At 53.1% G+C, this 18407-nt stretch carries 15 protein-coding genes; 6 read left to right on the top strand and 9 right to left on the bottom strand.

The features are described 5' to 3' along the window. Nucleotides 1-151 precede the first annotated feature (151 nt). Nucleotides 152-988, top strand: a complete 837-nt coding sequence (tcdA, locus tag A9G06_RS19895) for a tRNA cyclic N6-threonylcarbamoyladenosine(37) synthase TcdA (RefSeq protein WP_069556367.1) — start codon at nucleotides 152-154, stop codon at nucleotides 986-988. A 21-nt stretch (nucleotides 989-1009) separates the two neighbouring features. Here the strand turns inward: tcdA and A9G06_RS19890 are convergent, their stop codons facing one another. Together A9G06_RS19890 and A9G06_RS19885 are read right to left on the bottom strand one after the other, a co-directional pair. Further along, on the bottom strand, nucleotides 1010-1444 hold the full coding sequence (locus A9G06_RS19890) for a SufE family protein (RefSeq protein ID WP_069556366.1): 435 nt from the start codon (nucleotides 1442-1444) through the stop codon (nucleotides 1010-1012). Between the two features lie 13 nt (nucleotides 1445-1457). After that, nucleotides 1458-2678, bottom strand: a complete 1221-nt coding sequence (locus A9G06_RS19885) for a cysteine desulfurase (protein ID WP_069556365.1) — start codon at nucleotides 2676-2678, stop codon at nucleotides 1458-1460. Nucleotides 2679-2859: 181 nt separating this feature from the next. Between A9G06_RS19885 and rep the strand changes: the two genes are divergently transcribed. Next, nucleotides 2860-4872, top strand: a complete 2013-nt coding sequence (rep, locus tag A9G06_RS19880; RefSeq protein WP_069556364.1) for a DNA helicase Rep — start codon at nucleotides 2860-2862, stop codon at nucleotides 4870-4872. A 2-nt stretch (nucleotides 4873-4874) separates the two neighbouring features. Here rep and A9G06_RS19875 read toward each other — a convergent pair whose 3' ends face one another. The 5 genes from A9G06_RS19875 to A9G06_RS19855 all read right to left on the bottom strand — a co-directional run bounded on the left by A9G06_RS19875 (nucleotide 4875) and on the right by A9G06_RS19855 (nucleotide 10923). Next, nucleotides 4875-7151: an EAL domain-containing protein gene (locus A9G06_RS19875; RefSeq protein WP_069556363.1), complete on the bottom strand. Its 2277-nt coding sequence runs from the start codon at nucleotides 7149-7151 to the stop codon at nucleotides 4875-4877. 84 nt (nucleotides 7152-7235) lie between these two features. Next, nucleotides 7236-7691 (bottom strand): c-type cytochrome, encoded by a 456-nt coding sequence (locus tag A9G06_RS19870; RefSeq protein ID WP_041234042.1) that lies wholly within the window; start codon nucleotides 7689-7691, stop codon nucleotides 7236-7238. Nucleotides 7692-7888: 197 nt separating this feature from the next. Further along, the gene (gene tdh / locus A9G06_RS19865) at nucleotides 7889-8917 is read right to left on the bottom strand and encodes an L-threonine 3-dehydrogenase (RefSeq protein WP_069556362.1); all 1029 of its coding nucleotides are present in this window, start codon (nucleotides 8915-8917) and stop codon (nucleotides 7889-7891) included. A gap of 55 nt (nucleotides 8918-8972) precedes the next feature. Then, a complete protein-coding gene (locus tag A9G06_RS19860) occupies nucleotides 8973-10163 on the bottom strand; it encodes a glycine C-acetyltransferase (protein ID WP_005342487.1) in 1191 nt (396 codons plus the stop codon). A gap of 115 nt (nucleotides 10164-10278) precedes the next feature. Further along, nucleotides 10279-10923 carry a TetR/AcrR family transcriptional regulator gene (locus A9G06_RS19855; protein ID WP_005340848.1) on the bottom strand — a complete coding sequence of 215 codons (645 nt, stop codon included), beginning with the start codon at nucleotides 10921-10923 and terminating at the stop codon, nucleotides 10279-10281. Between the two features lie 158 nt (nucleotides 10924-11081). Between A9G06_RS19855 and rfaD the strand changes: the two genes are divergently transcribed. The 4 genes from rfaD to A9G06_RS19835 all read left to right on the top strand — a co-directional run bounded on the left by rfaD (nucleotide 11082) and on the right by A9G06_RS19835 (nucleotide 16220). Next, the gene (gene rfaD / locus A9G06_RS19850) at nucleotides 11082-12038 is read left to right on the top strand and encodes an ADP-glyceromanno-heptose 6-epimerase (RefSeq protein WP_005342488.1); all 957 of its coding nucleotides are present in this window, start codon (nucleotides 11082-11084) and stop codon (nucleotides 12036-12038) included. Between the two features lie 118 nt (nucleotides 12039-12156). Further along, a complete protein-coding gene (locus A9G06_RS19845) occupies nucleotides 12157-13917 on the top strand; it encodes a polysaccharide deacetylase family protein (protein WP_069556361.1) in 1761 nt (586 codons plus the stop codon). A 3-nt stretch (nucleotides 13918-13920) separates the two neighbouring features. After that, nucleotides 13921-15147 (top strand): O-antigen ligase, encoded by a 1227-nt coding sequence (locus A9G06_RS19840; RefSeq protein ID WP_069556360.1) that lies wholly within the window; start codon nucleotides 13921-13923, stop codon nucleotides 15145-15147. Next, entirely contained in the window at nucleotides 15144-16220 is a 1077-nt protein-coding gene (locus tag A9G06_RS19835) for a glycosyltransferase family 9 protein (protein WP_069556359.1), read from the top strand. Before A9G06_RS19840 ends, A9G06_RS19835 begins: the two co-directional genes overlap by 4 nt. A gap of 38 nt (nucleotides 16221-16258) precedes the next feature. Here A9G06_RS19835 and A9G06_RS19830 read toward each other — a convergent pair whose 3' ends face one another. Continuing rightward, a complete protein-coding gene (locus A9G06_RS19830) occupies nucleotides 16259-17236 on the bottom strand; it encodes a hypothetical protein (protein WP_069556358.1) in 978 nt (325 codons plus the stop codon). Between the two features lie 52 nt (nucleotides 17237-17288). After that, nucleotides 17289-18350: a glycosyltransferase gene (locus tag A9G06_RS19825; RefSeq protein ID WP_069556357.1), complete on the bottom strand. Its 1062-nt coding sequence runs from the start codon at nucleotides 18348-18350 to the stop codon at nucleotides 17289-17291. Nucleotides 18351-18407: the final 57 nt, after the last annotated feature.

Genomic DNA, 18407 nt, shown 5'->3' with positions numbered 1-18407 from the left:
GCCTGCAATTCATAAAATTGCTTGAATATTGACCTTCTATTCTCTCTTCTCTGCCGTTTTATCTGTTTTTCCTCCTCGATTTTCTCCGGTTCTGCCATCGCCGCTGGCGTTGGTTGTCGTTATAATGGCCACCCTCAAGCAAGGTGGTGGTATGAAAGCAGAATATCTACAGCGATTCGGGGGCATTGCCCGTCTTTATGGTCAGAACGCCCTGCGTTCCTTTAGCCAGGCGAAAGTCTGTGTTGTGGGGATTGGTGGCGTTGGCTCATGGGCGGCCGAGGCGCTGGCTCGTGCTGGCATCAACCAGATCACCCTGATCGACATGGACGATATCTGCATCACCAACACCAATCGCCAGATCCACGCTATGCAGGGTACGGTCGGTCGCCTCAAGACCGAGGTGATGGCCGAGCGCATTCGCGCCATCAATCCAGATTGCGACGTGATCGAGGTGGACGATTTCGTCACCGCCGACAATCTGGCCGAGCATATCAAGCGGGAATTTGACTATGTGGTGGACGCCATCGACTCGGTCAAGGCCAAGGTGGCGCTGATTGCCTTCTGCAAGCGCAACAAAATCCCGGTGATTGTAGCGGGTGGTGCTGGCGGGCAGATGGATCCGACCCAGATCACTGTGGCCGATCTGGCCAAGACCATTCAGGATCCGCTCGCTGCGAAGGTTCGCTCCGACCTGCGCCGGTTGCACAACTTCAGCAAGAATCCGGCGCGCAAATTCGGGGTGGAGTGTGTCTTCTCAACCGAGCAGCTGAGTTATCCGGATGGCAATGGTGGTACCTGTCAGGCCAAAGCGGCCAGCGATGGCACCATGAAGATGGATTGCGCCTCCGGTTTTGGCGCTGTGACGCCGGTGACGGCAACCTTTGGGCTGGTTGCCGCGTCCCGGGTATTGAAGAGAATTGCCGAGCGGGGTGCCCGCGCCGAGAAAGAGGCCGGGAATGAAAACGCCGGGTCGATTGGCGAAACCTAATCGACCGCTGAACAAGGCGGGTTAGACCGCTTGTTCCCGGATCGCCAGCACGATCGCTCTGAGCCCGTTACCTCGTGACGGGCTCAAGTGTTTCTCCAGCCCCAGTTCGGTGAAATACCCTTCCATATCAAAAGCCTGGATCGCCGCAGACGATTGATGGTTAAGCGCCGCCAGCACGATGACGATAAGGCCCCGCACGATCCGGGCATCGGAATCACAAGCAAAGTGCCAGCAGCCATCCTCGCTTTGCTCTCCCTTCAGCCAGGCCTGGCTTTCACACCCCTTGAGGCGGAACTCCTCCTGCTGCCATTCGGCGGGTAGCGCTGGCAGCTGCTTGCCGAGCTGGATGATGAGCCGGTATTGGTTCTCCCAGCCGTAGGCGGCGGCAAACTGCTGGCGGATGGCGTCGGCGTTGGGCTCAAGGCCAATCTGGGTATAGCTTGCGAGGTCACTCATTCGTTTGTCTGCCTTAGAAGAAGTCACTGAGTTTGTGCAGGGCGGCCAGCAGGGCGTCGACATCGTCCCGATTGTTGTAGCAGGCCAGCGAGGCGCGCATGGTGCCGACGATCCCGAGTGATTCCATCAACGGCATAGCGCAGTGATGGCCGACTCGCAGGGCGATCCCCTGCATGTCGAGCAGGGTAGCAGCATCTTGCGGGTGGATGTCGTCGAGCAAGAAAGAGACAGCACCGGCGCGTTGGCCAGGTTCGCCGACCAGACGCAGCCCCGGCACCTGTTGCAGGCCAGCGACCAGATAGTCGGTCAGCGCTTGCTCATGCTGGGCAAGCGATTGCCGATCTTGCCCCATCACAAAGTCGATGGCGGCGGCGAGGCCGATAGCGCCAGCGATATGGGGGGTGCCCGCCTCGAATTTGAAGGGCAGGGTATTGAAGGTGGTGCCGCTGAAACTGACCCGATCTATCATCTCGCCACCGGCTTGCCAGGGCGGCATCCGCTCCAACAGCTCGGTGCGGCCCCACAACACACCGATGCCGGTCGGGCCATAGAGCTTGTGGCCGGAGAAGGCGTAGAAGTCGCAGCCGATGGCTTGCACATCCACCTCGAGATGAGCCACCGCCTGGGCGCCGTCGATCAGCGTCACGGCGCCAACCGCTTTGGCGGCAGCCACCATCCGGGTGACCGGATTGACAGTACCGAGGGCATTGGATACGTGGGCCACGCTCACCAGCCGGGTGCGTGGTCCCAGCATGGCGTGATAGGCGGCCAGATCGAGATCGCCCCGCTTATCGAGGGGGATAACCCGGATCACCGCGCCGGTACTCTGGGCGACCAGCTGCCACGGGACGATATTGGTGTGGTGCTCCAGCGTGCTGAGGATGATTTCGTCCCCTGTCTTGAGTTCGTTCATCCCCCAGCTCTGGGCTACCAGATTGATCGCTTCTGTGGTACCACGGGTCCAGATAACTTCGTGGCTGCGGGGCGCATTGATAAAGCGGGCGACCGTCTCGCGGGCAGCCTCAAAGGCGCGGGTAGCGCGGCCACTCAGAGCATGGGCGGCACGGTGCACGTTGGCGTTGTCGGCCCGATAGTAGTGAGCGATGGCATCCAGTACCGCTTGCGGTTTCTGAGTGGTGGCGGCGTTATCCAGATAGACCAGAGGGTGGCCGTTTACCTCCTGCGCCAAGGCCGGAAACTGGCTGCGCAGTTGGTTGTGCTGTTGCTGATTCATGCTCCCCTCATCATCTGGAAAAAGTCATCATCTCGAAAGGTCGGTCATGATCCTGAAAATAGCGCCCGAACACAAGGCGCGATAAGCCCGATTGGCGGTTGCCTGCCGTGCCGCAGGTACGGCTCATCAGGTGATTTCTGGTACAATGCCGCCCCTCATCATAAGCCAAGAGATCCGGCCCATGAAGCTAAACCCCAATCAGAACGAAGCGGTCAAGTATGTTTCCGGCCCTTGCCTGGTGCTGGCGGGTGCCGGATCGGGCAAGACCCGCGTCATCACCAACAAGATTGCCTATCTGGTGCAGCAGTGCGGCTACAGCGCCCGCAACATAGCTGCGGTCACTTTTACCAACAAGGCGGCGCGGGAGATGAAGGAGCGGGTCGGCCAGACCCTGGGTCGCAAGGAGGCGCGGGGGCTGATGGTCTCCACCTTCCATACACTGGGTCTCGATATCATTCGTCGTGAGCACAAGAGCCTGAATCTCAAGGCGAACTTCTCCCTGTTCGATGACACCGACCAGCTGGCGCTGCTGAAAGAGTTGACTGAAGACGAGCTCGACAACGACAAGGACAAGCTCTCGGCCCTCATTACCCAGATCTCCAACTGGAAGAACGACCTGATTCTGCCTGCCCGCGCCATGCGCATCGCCCGTGGGCCGGAAGAGGTGCTGATGGCCCAGCTCTACGAGCGTTATCACCGCCAGATGGTGGCCTATAACGCGCTGGATTTTGACGACCTCATCGTGATGCCGACCCTGCTGCTCAAGAGCAATCAGGAGGTGCGCGAGCGCTGGCAGAACAAGATCCGCTATCTGCTGGTCGATGAGTACCAAGACACCAACACCAGCCAGTACGAGCTGGTGAAGCAGATCGTCGGCGAGCGGGCACGTTTTACCGTGGTAGGGGATGATGACCAGTCCATCTACTCCTGGCGCGGTGCCAAGCCGCAGAATCTGGTGCTGCTGAGCGAAGATTTCCCCAGCCTCAAGCTGATCAAGTTGGAGCAGAACTATCGCTCCAAGCGGCGGATCCTTAAGTGCGCCAACATCCTGATCGCCAACAACCCCCACGTCTATGACAAGGCGCTCTTCTCCGAGTTGGATGAAGGGGTGAAGCTCAAGGTGCTGTTCGCCAAGAACGAGGAGCACGAAGCGGAGCGGATCGCCGCCGAGATGATGGGACACAAGTTTATGAACCGTACCCGGTTCAAGGATTACGCCATCCTCTATCGGGGCAACCATCAGTCGCGCATCTTCGAGAAAGCGCTGATGACCAACCGGATTCCTTACCGTATCTCCGGCGGCACCTCGTTTTTCTCCCGCACCGAGATCAAGGACATCATGGCCTACCTCAAGCTGCTGGTGAATCCGGATGAGGACACTGCCTTCCTGCGGGTGGTCAACCTGCCGCGCCGCGAGATTGGCCCCACTACCCTCGAAAAGCTCGGCCAATACGCCAATCAGCGGGGCAAGAGCCTGTTTGCCGCCAGCTTCGAGCTGGGGTTGGAGCAGCACCTTTCCGGCCGCGGCCTTGTGGCCCTGCAGGCATTCACCAATTGGCTGGTACGCCTTGGCGATCAAGCGCTGCGTGGCAATCCGGTGGAGGCGGTGCGGGACATGATCAAGGAGATCCACTACGAAGAGTGGCTCTACGAGACCTCGCCCAGCCCGAAAGCGGCCGAGATGCGGATGCAGAACGTCTCCACCCTCTATCGCTGGATCACCGAGATGCTGGAAGGGGATGAGCTGGAGGAGTCGATGACGCTGGCCCAGGTGGTCACTCGCCTCACCCTGCGCGACATGATGGAGCGCAACGAAGGGGAGGATGATGCGGATCAGGTGCAGTTGATGACTCTGCATGCCTCAAAGGGGCTGGAGTTCCCCTATGTCTACATGGTGGGGATGGAGGAGGGCTTGCTGCCCCACCAGACCAGCATCGACGAGGACAATGTGGAGGAGGAGCGGCGTCTCGCCTATGTGGGGATCACCCGGGCCCAGACCGAGCTGACCTTTACCCTCTGCAAGGAGCGGCGCCAGTTTGGCGAGTCGGTACGGCCAGAGCCGAGCCGCTTCCTGCTGGAGCTGCCGCAGGATGACCTTGAATGGGAAAACCAGAAGAAGGTGACTGCCGAGGAGCGCCAGCAGAAGGGGCAGATGGCGGTGGCCAATCTGCGCGCCATGTTCAAGAAGGATTAACCCTAAGTGCTGGCTGGGGTGAGCAGCGGTACTATGTCTGTGCCCGGCATGGGCGGTGAGATATAACGGCCCTGTCCCATCCGGCAGCCAATATCGATCAGTTTCTGCAATTGCTGCTGGTTCTCGATGCCTTCCACCACCAGGGTGTAATCCAGATCCTGACAGATGTCGCGCATGGCGCGGATTAGCGCGAGGTCTTTGGGGGACTGCAACATGCGCTGGGTAAAGCTGTCATCCACCTTGATGTAGTCCACCGGGAAGTGGAACAGGGCGTTGAGAGAGGAGAAGCCGGTCCCAAAATCGTCGAGGCTGATCTGGATGCCCTTGGCGCGCAGCTCATGCAGCGAGGCCAGCGCATCGGAATCCTGTCGCGACAGCTCCCGCTCGTTAAATTCAAAGATCAGGTAGCTGGGGGAGACCCCCTCCTCTTCCAGAATGGTTATCAGCCGCATGATATGGTCGTGGTTGACCAGATGCTTGCCGGAGAGATTGATAGCGACCTTGAATTTGCTCTGTCCCGACAGTGGCAACCAGTTTTTCAGCTGCTGGCAGGTGTGGCGCAGGATCTGGTAATCCAGATCGAGAATAAGGCCGCACTGTTCCGCCAGCGGGATGAAATCAAAGGCATCTTTCAGCACTCCCTCTTCCGTCAACCAGCGAGCCATCACCTCAAGGCCGGTCAGCCGGCTGTCCTGCAGCCGGATAACTGGCTGGAAGTAGGGGACGATACGCCCTTCGCGCAGTGCTCTGGCCAGCATCTCTTCCGGCGAGTTCCAGTTCTGGTTGATGCAATCATCCGAGTAGCTGACGATGCGACTGCGACCATTGCGCTTGGCCTGATACATGGCCAGATCGGCCTGATGGAGCAGCTGGCTGATATCTGAGGTTTGCTCGGATACGCTCGATACCCCAAGGCTGACGGTAATGCTCAGCTCGTTGCCGAGTAGCCGGAACGGGTAGGAGAGACGACTGATAATACGGTTGAGCACCGGGCTGATGTCATCGTCGCTCTTGCTGCTGTCCAGATAGATGACGAACTCGTCCCCTCCCAGCCTTGCCACCAAATCATTTTGCCGGATGCAGGTTTGCAGGCGGCGGCTTATCTCCTTGAGCAACTGATCGCCAGCGCTGTGGCCCAGGGTGTCATTGATCTGCTTGAAGTGATCCACATCGATAAAAATCACCGCGAATCCCGGCGATTTGTAGCGGTTGTAGTGGGTCATGGCGTGGTTGAGGTGGTTCATCAACAGCGCGCGGTTGGGCAGCTGGGTCAGCGGGTCGTGAAGCGCATCGAATTGCAGCCGCCGTTCCAGCTCCTGATGCTGCTTGAGCTGCTTTTGCAGCCTGAGGTTGGTCTGACGCAGCTGTTGCAGCCGCTGGTTGATGGAGTCCTCGGTATTGATGTCGTTGAGCTGCTGGCGGATCCGTCTCAGCTCCAGCAGCAGGGTGAGCTGGCCACGCAGGAAGTCGAGAAACAGCTTGTCGTCGGTTTCCAGCGGTTGAGCCGTGCTAATGATGAAGTGGGCGAAGTACTGTTGTTGCAGCCGCAGCGGCATGCTGTGCCAGTAGCGTGACTCCCTGCTCACCTCGATATTGCTGGTGCTGTGGCACAAGCCGCTGATGAACTCGTCTCCCTGATGGGGATGGGCAGGGTAGATCTTTTCCAGCTTCTGACTGGTCAGCCTGACCAGCAGCATGTCCTCGATGGTGAGCATCTGGCGCAGTACCGCTTCCAGTTGGGAGAAGAGCGCCTGGGCCGGCAGGGTATTGGCGAGCCGCATGATGCGGCTGATGCTCTCGATTTTCTTTTTCCAGTTCGGGTCTTTGCGGATCAGCGGTGAAGGGAGCTCGGTGAGATGGGATCCCGCCTGGGTTTCGGTCAGCCGTTTGGCCAGACACTCCAGCAGCAGACGCAGGGTCGGCAGGTCGGCGGGGGTGCCACGCGCCAGCAACCACTGTATCTGGCCATGCTCGATGGGGAAGACGCACCACCCTTCGGCCTCATCCAGCTGGGTGAGCTGATCGGTTATGCGGGACTGCTCACGGCCCAGCTGTTGCTTGAAGATGTCGCTGACCTTGTAGGTGTAAAGCCAGTTCAGACCGGTATCGGAAAGGCCCAGCATGCCGAAATGTTGCAGTGGGCAGAGTTGGTCAATCTGCTGGATCAGGGCATCGTAATCGTCAGACGTGGCGGTTTGTGGCGCCGGGAAGTCCATAATGGCAGAAACCAACGCCAACAGAGGAGTTGAGTAATGGGGTTCGATGGATTGGGACGACATGTGCAACTCCCGATATGTCTACCTTACAAGAGTAGTCGGAAGCCGATAGATTGAAAGGGCCGCAATTGCGGCCCTTTCAAATACTTACAGCTTGTCGATCATGTAGTGGATGGCGTTTTCAATCTCTTCATCACTACAGTTCGCACAGGTGCCGCGCGGAGGCATCATGCCGGACTTGCCGGTAAAGCCTTCAATGGCATGTTTCTTGAGAGTATCAATGCCCTGGGCGATGCGAGGATCCCAGGCTGCCTTGTCACCCCGTTTGGGGGCACCGGCGGCGCCGGTGTCGTGACAGGCAAAGCAGGCGCCCTTGTATACCGTTTCGCCATCGCGGGGACCGGAAGAGGCGGCCGCCGTCGGTGCAGCACTCGCGCCGGCAATACCTTCCAGATCCTTGGCGGTATAGACCTGACCGATTGGTTTGATCCGCTCGGCAATGGCTTCCGGTGACATCTCATCGGCAGCAAGCACTGCCCCAGACAAGCTGGCGGCCGTCATCCCGACAGCCAGCAAATAGCTCAGTTTTTTCAACACGCTCATATACTCCCAGCAGTCTTTTATTATCCATGTAAACGACGGGATTATAACCGAATAGTTACAGCCATTTAAACGCTTGTGTGTGAAGTGTTAAACACTCTGCGTACAAAGTTTTGGGCGATATCACGGCAATTCGGGTGGTGGAGATAAAAAGAAACCCGGCATTCGCCGGGTTTCGGGTACCCAAGGGGTGAAATGGGTTATTTGTCCCAGCTCAGGATCACCTTGCCGGAGTGGCCGGAGCGCATCGCATCGAACCCCTGCTGGAATTCGTCGATATGGAATCTGTGGGTGATGATGGGGGAGAGATCCAGCCCGGACTGGATCAGGCTGGCCATTTTGTACCAGGTCTCGAACATCTCGCGGCCATAGATCCCTTTGATAAACAGCCCCTTGAAGATCACCTTGTTCCAGTCGATGGCCATGGTGGAGGGGGGGATGCCGAGCATGGCGATCTTGCCGCCGTGGTTCATCTTGTCGAGCATCTCCTGGAAGGCGCTCGGGACGCCGGACATCTCCAGCCCCACGTCAAACCCTTCGGTCATGCCCAGCTCGCTCATTACGTCGGCCAGCTTCTCCTCGGCCACGTTGACCGCGCGGGTGGCGCCCATCTTGCGGGCCAGCTCCAGCCGGTATTCGTTGACGTCGGTGATCACCACGTGGCGTGCACCCACATGACGGCAGACGGCGGCGGCCATGATACCGATAGGGCCCGCCCCGGTGATGAGCACATCTTCACCCACCAGATCGAAGGAGAGGGCGGTGTGCACCGCATTGCCGAACGGGTCGAAGATGGCGGCCAGCTCGTCCGGGATGTTGTCCGGCAGCTTGAAGGCATTGAACGCGGGGATCACCAGATATTCGGCAAAGGCACCCGGGCGATTGACACCAACACCAATGGTGTTGCGGCAGAGGTGAGTGCGGCCAGCGCGGCAGTTGCGGCAGTGACCGCAGGTGATGTGCCCTTCACCGGAGACCCGATCGCCGATGGCGAAGCCGCGCACTTCCTGACCGATGGCGACCACTTCGCCGACATATTCGTGGCCGACTACCATGGGTACCGGAATGGTCTTCTGGGACCACTCATCCCAGTTGTAGATATGGATGTCGGTGCCGCAGATGGCGGTTTTGCGGATCTTGATCAGCAGGTCGTTGTGGCCGAGCTCGGGGGCCGCGACATCCGTCATCCAGATGCCGACCTCTTTGTGCAGTTTGGAGAGTGCTTTCATGGCTGTTCCTTCAATATGAATGCAGAAAAAAGGGGCTGCAGCCCCTTGATTCAAATCAGATAACGCCGAGTTCACGGCCGATGCGGATAAAGGCGTCGATCGCCTTGTCCAGCTGCTCGCGGGTGTGAGCGGCAGACATCTGGGTGCGAATGCGGGCCTGACCCTTGGGCACGACCGGGAAGGAGAAGCCCACCACATAGATGCCGGCTGCCAGCATGCGGCTTGCCATTTCGGAGGCCAGTTTGGCATCCCCCAGCATCACCGGAATGATGGCGTGATCGGCGCCTGCCAGAGTGAAGCCGGCGGCGCTCATCCGCTCGCGGAAGTAACGGCTGTTCTCTTTCAGACGTGCGCGCAGGTCGTGACCTTCCGCCAGCATGTCGATCACCTTGATGGTGGCGGCAACGATGGAGGGGGCCAGCGAGTTGGAGAAGAGGTACGGGCGGGAGCGCTGACGCAGCCAGTCGATCACCTCTTTCTTGCCGGAGGTATAGCCGCCGGATGCGCCGCCGAGCGCCTTGCCCAGGGTGCCGGTGATGATGTCGACCCGATCCATCACGCCGCAATATTCGTGGGTGCCGCGACCGTTTTCGCCGATAAAGCCGACCGCGTGGGAGTCATCCACCATCACCAGCGCATCGTATTTGTCTGCCAGATCGCAGATGGATTTGAGGTCGGCGATGACCCCATCCATGGAGAAGACACCGTCGGTGGCGATCAGCTTGAAGCGGGCGCCATCGGCGTCAGCCTGCTTGAGCTGGGCTTCCAGCTCGGCCATGTCGTTGTTGGCGTAGCGATAGCGCTTGGCCTTGCACAGCCGCACGCCGTCGATGATGGAGGCGTGGTTGAGGGCATCGGAGATGATGGCATCTTCGGCGCCGAACAGGGTTTCAAAAAGACCGCCATTGGCATCGAAACAGGAGGAGTACAGGATGGTGTCTTCGGTGCCGAGGAAGGCAGACATCTTCTGCTCCAGCGCTTTGTGCTGATCCTGGGTGCCACAGATGAAGCGCACCGAGGCCATGCCGAAGCCATGGCTGTCGAGTCCCTGATGGGCGGCAGCGATCAGATCCGGGTGGTTGGCCAGCCCAAGATAGTTGTTGGCACAGAAGTTCAGTACCTGCTCACCGCCGACGGCGATGCTGGCCTGCTGGGCGGAGGTGATGATGCGCTCCTGCTTGTACAACCCTTCAGCTTGCACCTGGTTCAGTTGCTCGGTCAGGTGACGATAGAATCCGTTAGACATCCTCGATCCTTAGTGGCTATTTCAGCTGGGTATCAACAGAGGGCGATATTTTACTGCAATCTGTTGCGGTAAATTCAAATGATTGTGCTGATATTCAACAAATGTGAAACAGATCTCATCCAGCTGGTTGGGCCAGCTGGCGGTAGTGCTGCTCCAGCTGCTGGATCTGTCCGGCAACCTGGGGTTGCACATAGGGGCGCAGCAGGAACAGCACCTTCAACACGCCCTGATAGAGCAGCGGTTTGGTGATGCGGGTGTTGGGGGCCTGGGCAATCTGGAAGGGGATCCAGCAGGTCACCACCATCTTGATGGTCTGTCCCAGATCCGGCAGGTCTTCATCGCTGACATCGATGATGCCCCCTTCGCGCAGGCTTCTGAGCAGCGCGACCACGGAGGAGCGCATCTGCTCCTGGGCCTTGAGGTACTTCTGTTGCAGCGGCTCGTCACGGCTCAGGATGTCCGGCAGATTGGCGTAGAAGAAGCGGAACTGCCACATCAGATAGAAGATGGCATCGAGATAGCCCATCAGATCCTGCAGGGTGATTTCACGGTTGCGGGTCGGCACGAAGCTCTCGCTCAGGTGACGGGCATACTGGTCGAAGATGGAGTGGATGATGTCTTCTTTATTGCGGAAGTGGTAGTAGAGGTTGCCCGGGCTGATACCCATGTGCGCCGCAATATGGTTGGTGGTGATGTTGCGTTCACCCTGATCGTTGAACAGCTCGGTCGCGCTGTGAATGATCCTGTCTCTGGTTTTCATCACTCATTCCTCCAACAGGTTCCGCTCGGGGCAGTTTTGAACAAGGTCGAATCCCCGGACGGCCCGTGATAAACTTTTCGGCAATTTCAAATTGGCTCACTATACACAGCTTTAACAAGCAGTCACATGTAGCCATCAACGTACGAGAGGCAAACTCCATGATCGTAGTAACTGGCGGTGCTGGCTTTATCGGCAGCAATCTGGTCAAGCAGCTGAACGCTCAAGGACGGACCGATATCGTGGTCATTGATGACCTGACCGACGGCACCAAGTTCGTCAACCTGGTCGATCTGACCATCGCTGACTACATGGACAAAGACGAGTTTCAGGCGCGCATCGTCTCCGGCGACGAGTTTGAAGAGTGGGACAACGGCATCGAGGTGATCTTCCACGAAGGCGCCTGCTCTGCTACCACCGAATGGAACGGCAAGTTCATCATGGAGGTCAACTACGAGTACTCCAAGGATCTGTTCCACTACTGCATCGAGCGTGAAATCCCGTTTATCTACGCCTCTTCTGCCGCGACCTACGGTGGCCGCAACGACAACTTCATCGAAGATCCCAAGTTCGAACAGCCGCTCAACGTCTATGGCTACTCCAAGCAGCTGTTTGACCAGTACGTGCGCCGCTGGATCCCCGAGATCAACTCTCAGGTCGTTGGCCTCAAGTACTTCAACGTCTACGGCCCGCGCGAGCAGCACAAAGGCTCCATGGCCTCCGTTGCCTTCCATCTCAACACCCAGGTGAAGAAGGGCGAGAATCCCAAGCTGTTCGAAGGTTGCGATGGCTTCCCGAACGGTGGTCAGATGCGTGACTTCATCTATATTGACGACGTCTGCAAGGTAAACCTCTGGTTCTGGCAGAACCCGCAGCACTCCGGCATCTTCAACTGCGGTACCGGTCGTGCCGAGCCGTTCCAGAACGTGGCCGAAGCGGTGATCAAGCATCATCAGAAGGGAGCCATTGAGTACATTCCCTTCCCGGATCACCTCAAGGGTCGCTACCAGAGCTTCACCCAGGCTGACATGACCAAGCTGCGCAGCGTGGGTTATGACGCCGAGTTTAAAACCGTTGCCGAAGGGGTAGCGGATTACATGGCCTGGCTCAACCGCTAACGGGTGAGCACAACGCGGCAGTTTGAGCGCAAAACCGGAAGTGGGCACTCGCCTGCTTCCGGTTTCTGGTCTCTGTGGCGGCTTGCCGTTCCTCTCTTCTCTACCGGGTAACCGCGCGATGAATATATTGATGGCACTCTCCCAGCTCGAGGTAACGGGAGCTGAGGTCTATGCCACTACGGTCGGTAACGAACTGACCCGGCGTGGTCACAACGTCTTTTATGTGTCAGATACCCTGACCAAGCCGACGCTTGGCCCCGTCTTCAAGCTGAGATTCAACAAGCGCAGCATCTTGCGCCGTTTCTGGCACGTCTTTTACCTCATCTACCTCATCAAGAAGCACCATATCCAGTTGGTGCATGCTCACTCCCGCGCCTCCGGCTGGAGCAGCTATGTGGCTTGCAAGCTGACTGGCACCCCGATGATCACCACGGTGCATGGTCGCCAGCCGGTGCACGCTTCGCGCAAGGCGTTCCATGCACTCGGCTATCGGGCGGTTGCCGTTTGTGAAGATATTGCCCATCAGATAGTCGACAATCTGGGGGTCGATCCGGCGATAGTGCAGGTGCTGCGCAACGGTATCGAAACCGACAAATTCCATCTTGTGCCAGCGCCGGACAACCCAAAGCCGGTGATTGCCATCATTGGCCGTTTGAGCGGCCCCAAAGGGGAGCTCTGTTACCGTCTGCTCGACGAGGTACTCGATCTGGATGCCTGCAAGGTGCGGATTGTCAGCGGTACCAAGGTTCCGGAGCGCTTTGCCCGTTTCGAAGGCCGTGCCGAGTTTGTTGGGTACGTCGATGATGTTCCCGCTCTGCTGACTCGCAGTGATTTGGTGATAGGTGCCGGTCGGGTAGCGATGGAAGCACTGCTCTGTGGTCGGCCCGCCTTTGCCATTGGTGAAGCCAAGGCAGTTGGTCTGGTGACCGAACAGAATCTGGATGATGCTCTGGCGAGTAATTTTGGCGATATCGGCCCCAAGGATCTGGCCATTGATTTTGCGGCCCTGAAGGGAGAGATCGAATCTGCCCTAGCCAGCAAGACGGTGCCGGAAGTTATTCGCCAACGCATTCAGGATGAGTATGGCTTGCAGGTGGTCGTATCCGGCCTCGAAACCATCTATCAGGATGCCGTAGTCGAAACCCTGCGCCGCGAGATGCCGGTCATCATGTACCACCGCTTTATCGAACACGAGAGCGAGAAAGGGGTGCATGGTACCTGGATGCCGATCGCCATATTCGAGAAGCATCTGCGCCTGATGAAGTGGCTCGGCTACGAGACCCTGACTTTCCGCGATTTGGCGGACAAAGGCTTTATCCACCGTCTGCAATATGGCAAGAAGTACCTGATGATCACCGCAGATGACGGTTATCAGGACAATCTGACCCGTATGCTGCCCCTGCTGGAAAAATATGGTTATAAAGCCGTGGTGTACGTGGTCACCGGTGAAGGCTATAACCGTTGGGATGTGGAGCATCCGACCAATCCGGACACCAAGGTCTCATTGATGAGTGGTGAGCAAATCAAGGCGCTGGCCGCCAGCGGTCATGTGGAAATTGGTGGTCATACCCTGACTCACCCCCGCTTGAGCAAGCTCACACCCGAACAACAAGCCCATGAAATTCAGGAGAATAAACGCCAACTGGAGGCCCTGCTTGGCCATCCGCTGCTCTCGTTTGCCTACCCTTACGGAGATATGAACGAGAGTGCCAAGGAACAGGCTATCACCGCCGGGTATCGTTTTGCTGTCGCTACCAATAGCGGCCCCAAAGCAATGCACCAGGACCCTTTCCAGATCCGCCGGATTGCCATCTTCCCCCGTACCGATGTATTCGGGCTGTGGCGAAAAATTCGTGGGAATTATGTGTTCAGGAAATAACTTGTGAATTTAGATAAAAATTGCCTACGACTAAATATTATTGTGCAATTTGCAGTTTTTTTATTTGGCGCAATAGTTTTAACGGTCCCCAGTGGCTATGGATATGGGCCCAGCATTTTAGTTTTGGTAAGTGTTTTTGTCTTTTGGCGTAAAAAATATTATTTGGCAATGAGTTCAGAGGTGAAAATATTATCATATATATTCATCTCATTTTTTGTCATCCAAGCAGTATCAATCGGGATTGATGGTGGCGCTCTCAAAGAGTTAGACCGACCAAGTCGCTTGTTAATGGCTGCAATGACCTTACCTTTATTAAGTGTGTTCCCCATTAACATAAACGTTCTTATTGCTGGCCTCTCTATAGGAGCAGTGAGTTCAGGTCTAATCGCAATATATGAAAAGTTTTATCTTGGAATGCCTCGAGCTTTTGATGAAAGCATGCCAATTCAGTCAGGAAACATCAGCATGACATTGGCATTGTTATGTCTGTGTGCTTTTTTCTGGTTCCGCCATTTAGGGAAGAAAAGCATTGCTGCCTTTATGCTTCTTTCATTTTTAATGGGAGGGATAGGCAGTTTTCTCTCCGGGACCAGAGGTGGCTGGGTTTTACTTCCAATCGTCTTGTTTACAATAGTTTTTTATTTTAGAAAACAGCTATCCCTGAAAGATGGTCTCTATGCAAGCACTGTATGTGCCTTGTTGCTTTTCCTGGCTATGCTTCCGCAAAGTGGTGTAATGGATAGGATATATAATGCAAAAGCAGATGTTGTTCATTATTTTGATGGTGTGAATCCGGATACATCTCTAGGCATTCGATTGCAGTTGTGGGAAAGTGCATATAACTCTTTTCTGGAAAAACCAATTTTTGGTTGGGGAAATAATGGCATTCGCTTATCACAATTAAACCAATATAATAATGGTTCTATTTCTGAGTTCATTTATAATTTTAACTCACATGCACATAATCAATTTTTAGATGAATTGGCTAAGCGCGGCATTATAGGCTTCTTGATGTTATCCCTGCTGTACTTTTATCCACTTTGGGTTGCGAGTAAAAATAGAGATAACTTATTGGTCGGTAGTATGTTGGCGGTTTCATCATTAACTCTTGTTGATTATAGCTTGAGTCAAGCATTTATAAGTCATAACTCCGGGATGATATTCTTTATGTTTTTGTTTTCGGCTTTAATTACCACAATAAAGGTATCGCCTTTGGAGGGAAGAAAATGATTAAGAAATTGCAATCATGGCGTGATATCATTCGTCGTAAAATAGGGATTGTGCTTTTTGACCGATCTTTGAAATCAGCTTCAAGTGAGGGTGGTGCTATAGTCTTTGTTCGTTGGGATGCCAAATTGGGGGATGCCATAGTATCATCTTGGGTCGCTCGTGAAATAAAAAAGAAGTTTCCAGGCAAAAAAGTAGTTGCAATTACAACCCCTGAGATGAGGTCTTTATTTAAAAAACAGTTTCTTTTTGATGAAGTTTATTCTATTCCTAAAAGACCAAGTTATGCAGCACTCGCCTCATTGGCTAGAGATATAGGAGGTGTTGAATATCTTGTTCATCTTACTAATGAAATGAAGATGAAAGATATTTTCTTTATCTCAAAATTATCCGTAAAAAATGTTATTGGTATAGATGACAAAATAAAATGTGTGAATATTAAAATTGGTCATTTAACCAAGAATATTCACTTCTCACAGAAGTTTGCCTTGGCCGTTAATAAAATGGGGGTTGATAACCCCGATACAGATTATATTGTTCCAGAATATCTTGAAGATGAGTCTAGCATTAAATCTAGCTGGCCTGATAATCCCACAATCTGTTTTAATCCTTACGGTAGTGGCAGCTCACGATCATTTAATGATGAAAAAATTATCGAGATCCTGAAGGTTATGTTGAGCAAGCCTGGATATAATGTATGTTTGCTCTATCCACCGATAAAGAAAATTGAAACAGAACAAAATATCAGGAGAATGCCTGATATCTTAAGAGAAAGAGTTATCACACATGACTCATCCCATTCTTTAGGTGTTCTATTCGCTCAAATAAGAAATAGTATCGGTATCGTGTCTGTAGATACGGCGACAGTACACATTGCCGCAGGGCTTAAAAAGCCTATACTTGGAATATATAACGATAATTTTGGTAAAGGTGAAAACCGGGAGTGGTTACCAAATTTTGAGAAAGCCATGGTAATGTATGTTGATGCCAAAAAAGAACAAAATGTAAACTACATTAATATGGATGAGTTTGATAATCAATTTAATGATTGGTATGTTCAGTACATAGCACAATAATTTATATTTCTGCACCATAGCCTGGTGCAGAATAAAAATTAAAGCATCGCCTTTATGTATTTATTTACCCATATATCTAGTCTGTATTGATTTTTTATATCGTCAGATATGTGATGATAAGGGATCGTTAAAAAGTCAGGTGAGACTTTTAGATCTGTATCTGTTATGCAAAATATATTGTTGGGATGAAAGAACGGATATGTCTCTGCTGTATTGTTATTTGATATTATTTTTTGTTCATAGGCAAGAGACTCAAAGAATCTAAAAGACAAGCCTTTTTGTGACTGGTATCCTATATCAAGAATACAGTGATAAGCCGATGAGATTGCCAATAGTTCATCACCAGTAATTGGCTTGGTAATTATTTCGATTCTCTTGTCTCTTATTTTTTTGATCTTTCGGTGGTGATCAACATAAATAATGATTTTAATTTTTAAATCTGGGTTGGCATCCAGAAATGCAGTTATAAAGGCGTAGCGTTCACGATCAAAACTAAAAATACCAAACACATCACCATCATAGTTTCTGTTTGGTTGGAGTGGGGTTAAATTATTTTTATAGTAATTAGTTACTGGTGTAAAGCCATACTTTTTAACATCTTGCGGATCAAAGCTCAAAACTTTATCAAAAAGTGAAATGTTTTTGATATTATTTGGCATTCTGAGAGTACTGTCCCACAGGTGGCAAATCATCCTGTTGGTGCATTTTTTGATCTGTGTCAGATGTTCTGCCGTGTAAATATCAGGATTAGTGAGGATAGTGATATCAAAGTGGCGGTTTTTTGTAAAACCATTCAAAAACTGGGTGGTCGACAGCCAGCTTCTTTCTTGTTTTAAATTTCTTTTAAACAGAGCCTTTGAAATTAAGTTTGATATTCTCTCTACTGGGTGCAGGTAATCATATCTAGATATTTCTCCATTCTCAATAAATGTAACCACGTGTCCTTGCTGTCGCATCTCTTCAACTATCGGGGTAATGAGCCCTGCGTTATCAATACCTATTAATAGGATATTCATTGGATTAGCTCTCAAAATGACATTTCAATGTTATTTCATTAAATTTAATAAACTAAAGTGACATAAATGATTTTATGGTCTCTGTACTAGAGAATGGGCTGTAAAAATGATCTGGTATATGCATTTTATCAATATCCATACGAGATATTTTTTGCGCTATTTTGGGAATGTCAAAAAGGGCGCAAAGATTATCTTGCAGTGGCCCAGTAAGAATTTCTGCCGGCCCAGACGGACAATCCACGCTGATCACCGGGGTGTGGCAGATAAGTGCTTCAATAAGCACTGTTGGCAGCCCTTCAGCATCGGATGTCAGGATGAGCGCCTGAGCTGCTTTGATATAGGGGTAGGGGTTCTTCTGAAAGTCGATGATCTTCACCTTGCTTGCAAGATTCATCTCCTCGATCATGGCTTCAATGTAAGGGCGTCGCTCCCCTTTGCCCATCAGGACGAGTGGCGTATCAACACCGCTTAGCTGATATGCCTGCAAGAGACGATCATGGCGTTTCCGCTCTTCGAAGGTGCCAACATGGATAAAATACTTGTCGAATGGCTTGCTGAAAGGCTCATTGGCCAACGCCTGAATTTTCTCGATATCAAACGGATTGTAGATAACCTGACACGATTTGGGTGTAGCTTTTACATTTTGCAAAATGTCGTCCGCGATGCCACGAGATACGCAGATCAGTTTCTTGCCGTTATAGAAGCGCTTGAATTTTCCATATCCTTTGGCATGGTCTTTGGCAAAGCCGGTGACATTTCCGTGGATCCAGTAATAAATATTCAGTGTATCAGGCAGGTGTCTGGTAATTTTGTCACATGAGCATGAGATAATTACGTCAGGCGAGATCTCTTTGACTTTTTTAAAGATCAGAGATGCTTGTATTTTTTCAACCGCAACATTGGATATGGCTTTAGTCAGCTTTGTGACAATGCCAAGATTAATCGGGTGAATGTTGTCAGGTAGCGTATGGTCTATTTTTTCCCGCAAGGTAAACAAGGTTACATCTGCACCGGCATCTTTTAGCAATGATGCGGTATTGAGCAAAACCTTTTCCGCACCACCACCATACAAGTCTTCAACAATGAATAAAAACTTTTTAACTGGTGGGGTCATAACTGCTCCGCGGGTCTCATAACTGACTGGTAAATCTACTAAAAATGTGAATCGTAA

Origin of the sequence: Aeromonas sp. DNP9 (assembly GCF_001728955.1) — a bacterium.
In the GTDB taxonomy this organism is placed as follows: domain Bacteria; phylum Pseudomonadota; class Gammaproteobacteria; order Enterobacterales; family Aeromonadaceae; genus Aeromonas; species Aeromonas veronii.
Note: the sequence above shows the minus strand (reverse complement) of the source record. Positions and strands in the feature narration are given on the sequence as shown.

Bases quoted from the DNA above. Each gene is read 5' to 3' on its own strand.
- tcdA (WP_069556367.1), top strand. From the start codon at position 152: ATGAAAGCAGAATATCTACAGCGATTCGGGGGCATTGCCCGTCTTTAT.
- A9G06_RS19890 (WP_069556366.1), bottom strand. From the start codon at position 1,444: ATGAGTGACCTCGCAAGCTATACCCAGATTGGCCTTGAGCCCAACGCC.
- A9G06_RS19885 (WP_069556365.1), bottom strand. From the start codon at position 2,678: ATGAATCAGCAACAGCACAACCAACTGCGCAGCCAGTTTCCGGCCTTG.
- rep (WP_069556364.1), top strand. From the start codon at position 2,860: ATGAAGCTAAACCCCAATCAGAACGAAGCGGTCAAGTATGTTTCCGGC.
- A9G06_RS19875 (WP_069556363.1), bottom strand. From the start codon at position 7,151: ATGTCGTCCCAATCCATCGAACCCCATTACTCAACTCCTCTGTTGGCG.
- A9G06_RS19870 (WP_041234042.1), bottom strand. From the start codon at position 7,691: ATGAGCGTGTTGAAAAAACTGAGCTATTTGCTGGCTGTCGGGATGACG.
- tdh (WP_069556362.1), bottom strand. From the start codon at position 8,917: ATGAAAGCACTCTCCAAACTGCACAAAGAGGTCGGCATCTGGATGACG.
- A9G06_RS19860 (WP_005342487.1), bottom strand. From the start codon at position 10,163: ATGTCTAACGGATTCTATCGTCACCTGACCGAGCAACTGAACCAGGTG.
- A9G06_RS19855 (WP_005340848.1), bottom strand. From the start codon at position 10,923: ATGAAAACCAGAGACAGGATCATTCACAGCGCGACCGAGCTGTTCAAC.
- rfaD (WP_005342488.1), top strand. From the start codon at position 11,082: ATGATCGTAGTAACTGGCGGTGCTGGCTTTATCGGCAGCAATCTGGTC.
- A9G06_RS19845 (WP_069556361.1), top strand. From the start codon at position 12,157: ATGAATATATTGATGGCACTCTCCCAGCTCGAGGTAACGGGAGCTGAG.
- A9G06_RS19835 (WP_069556359.1), top strand. From the start codon at position 15,144: ATGATTAAGAAATTGCAATCATGGCGTGATATCATTCGTCGTAAAATA.
- A9G06_RS19830 (WP_069556358.1), bottom strand. From the start codon at position 17,236: ATGAATATCCTATTAATAGGTATTGATAACGCAGGGCTCATTACCCCG.
- A9G06_RS19825 (WP_069556357.1), bottom strand. From the start codon at position 18,350: ATGACCCCACCAGTTAAAAAGTTTTTATTCATTGTTGAAGACTTGTAT.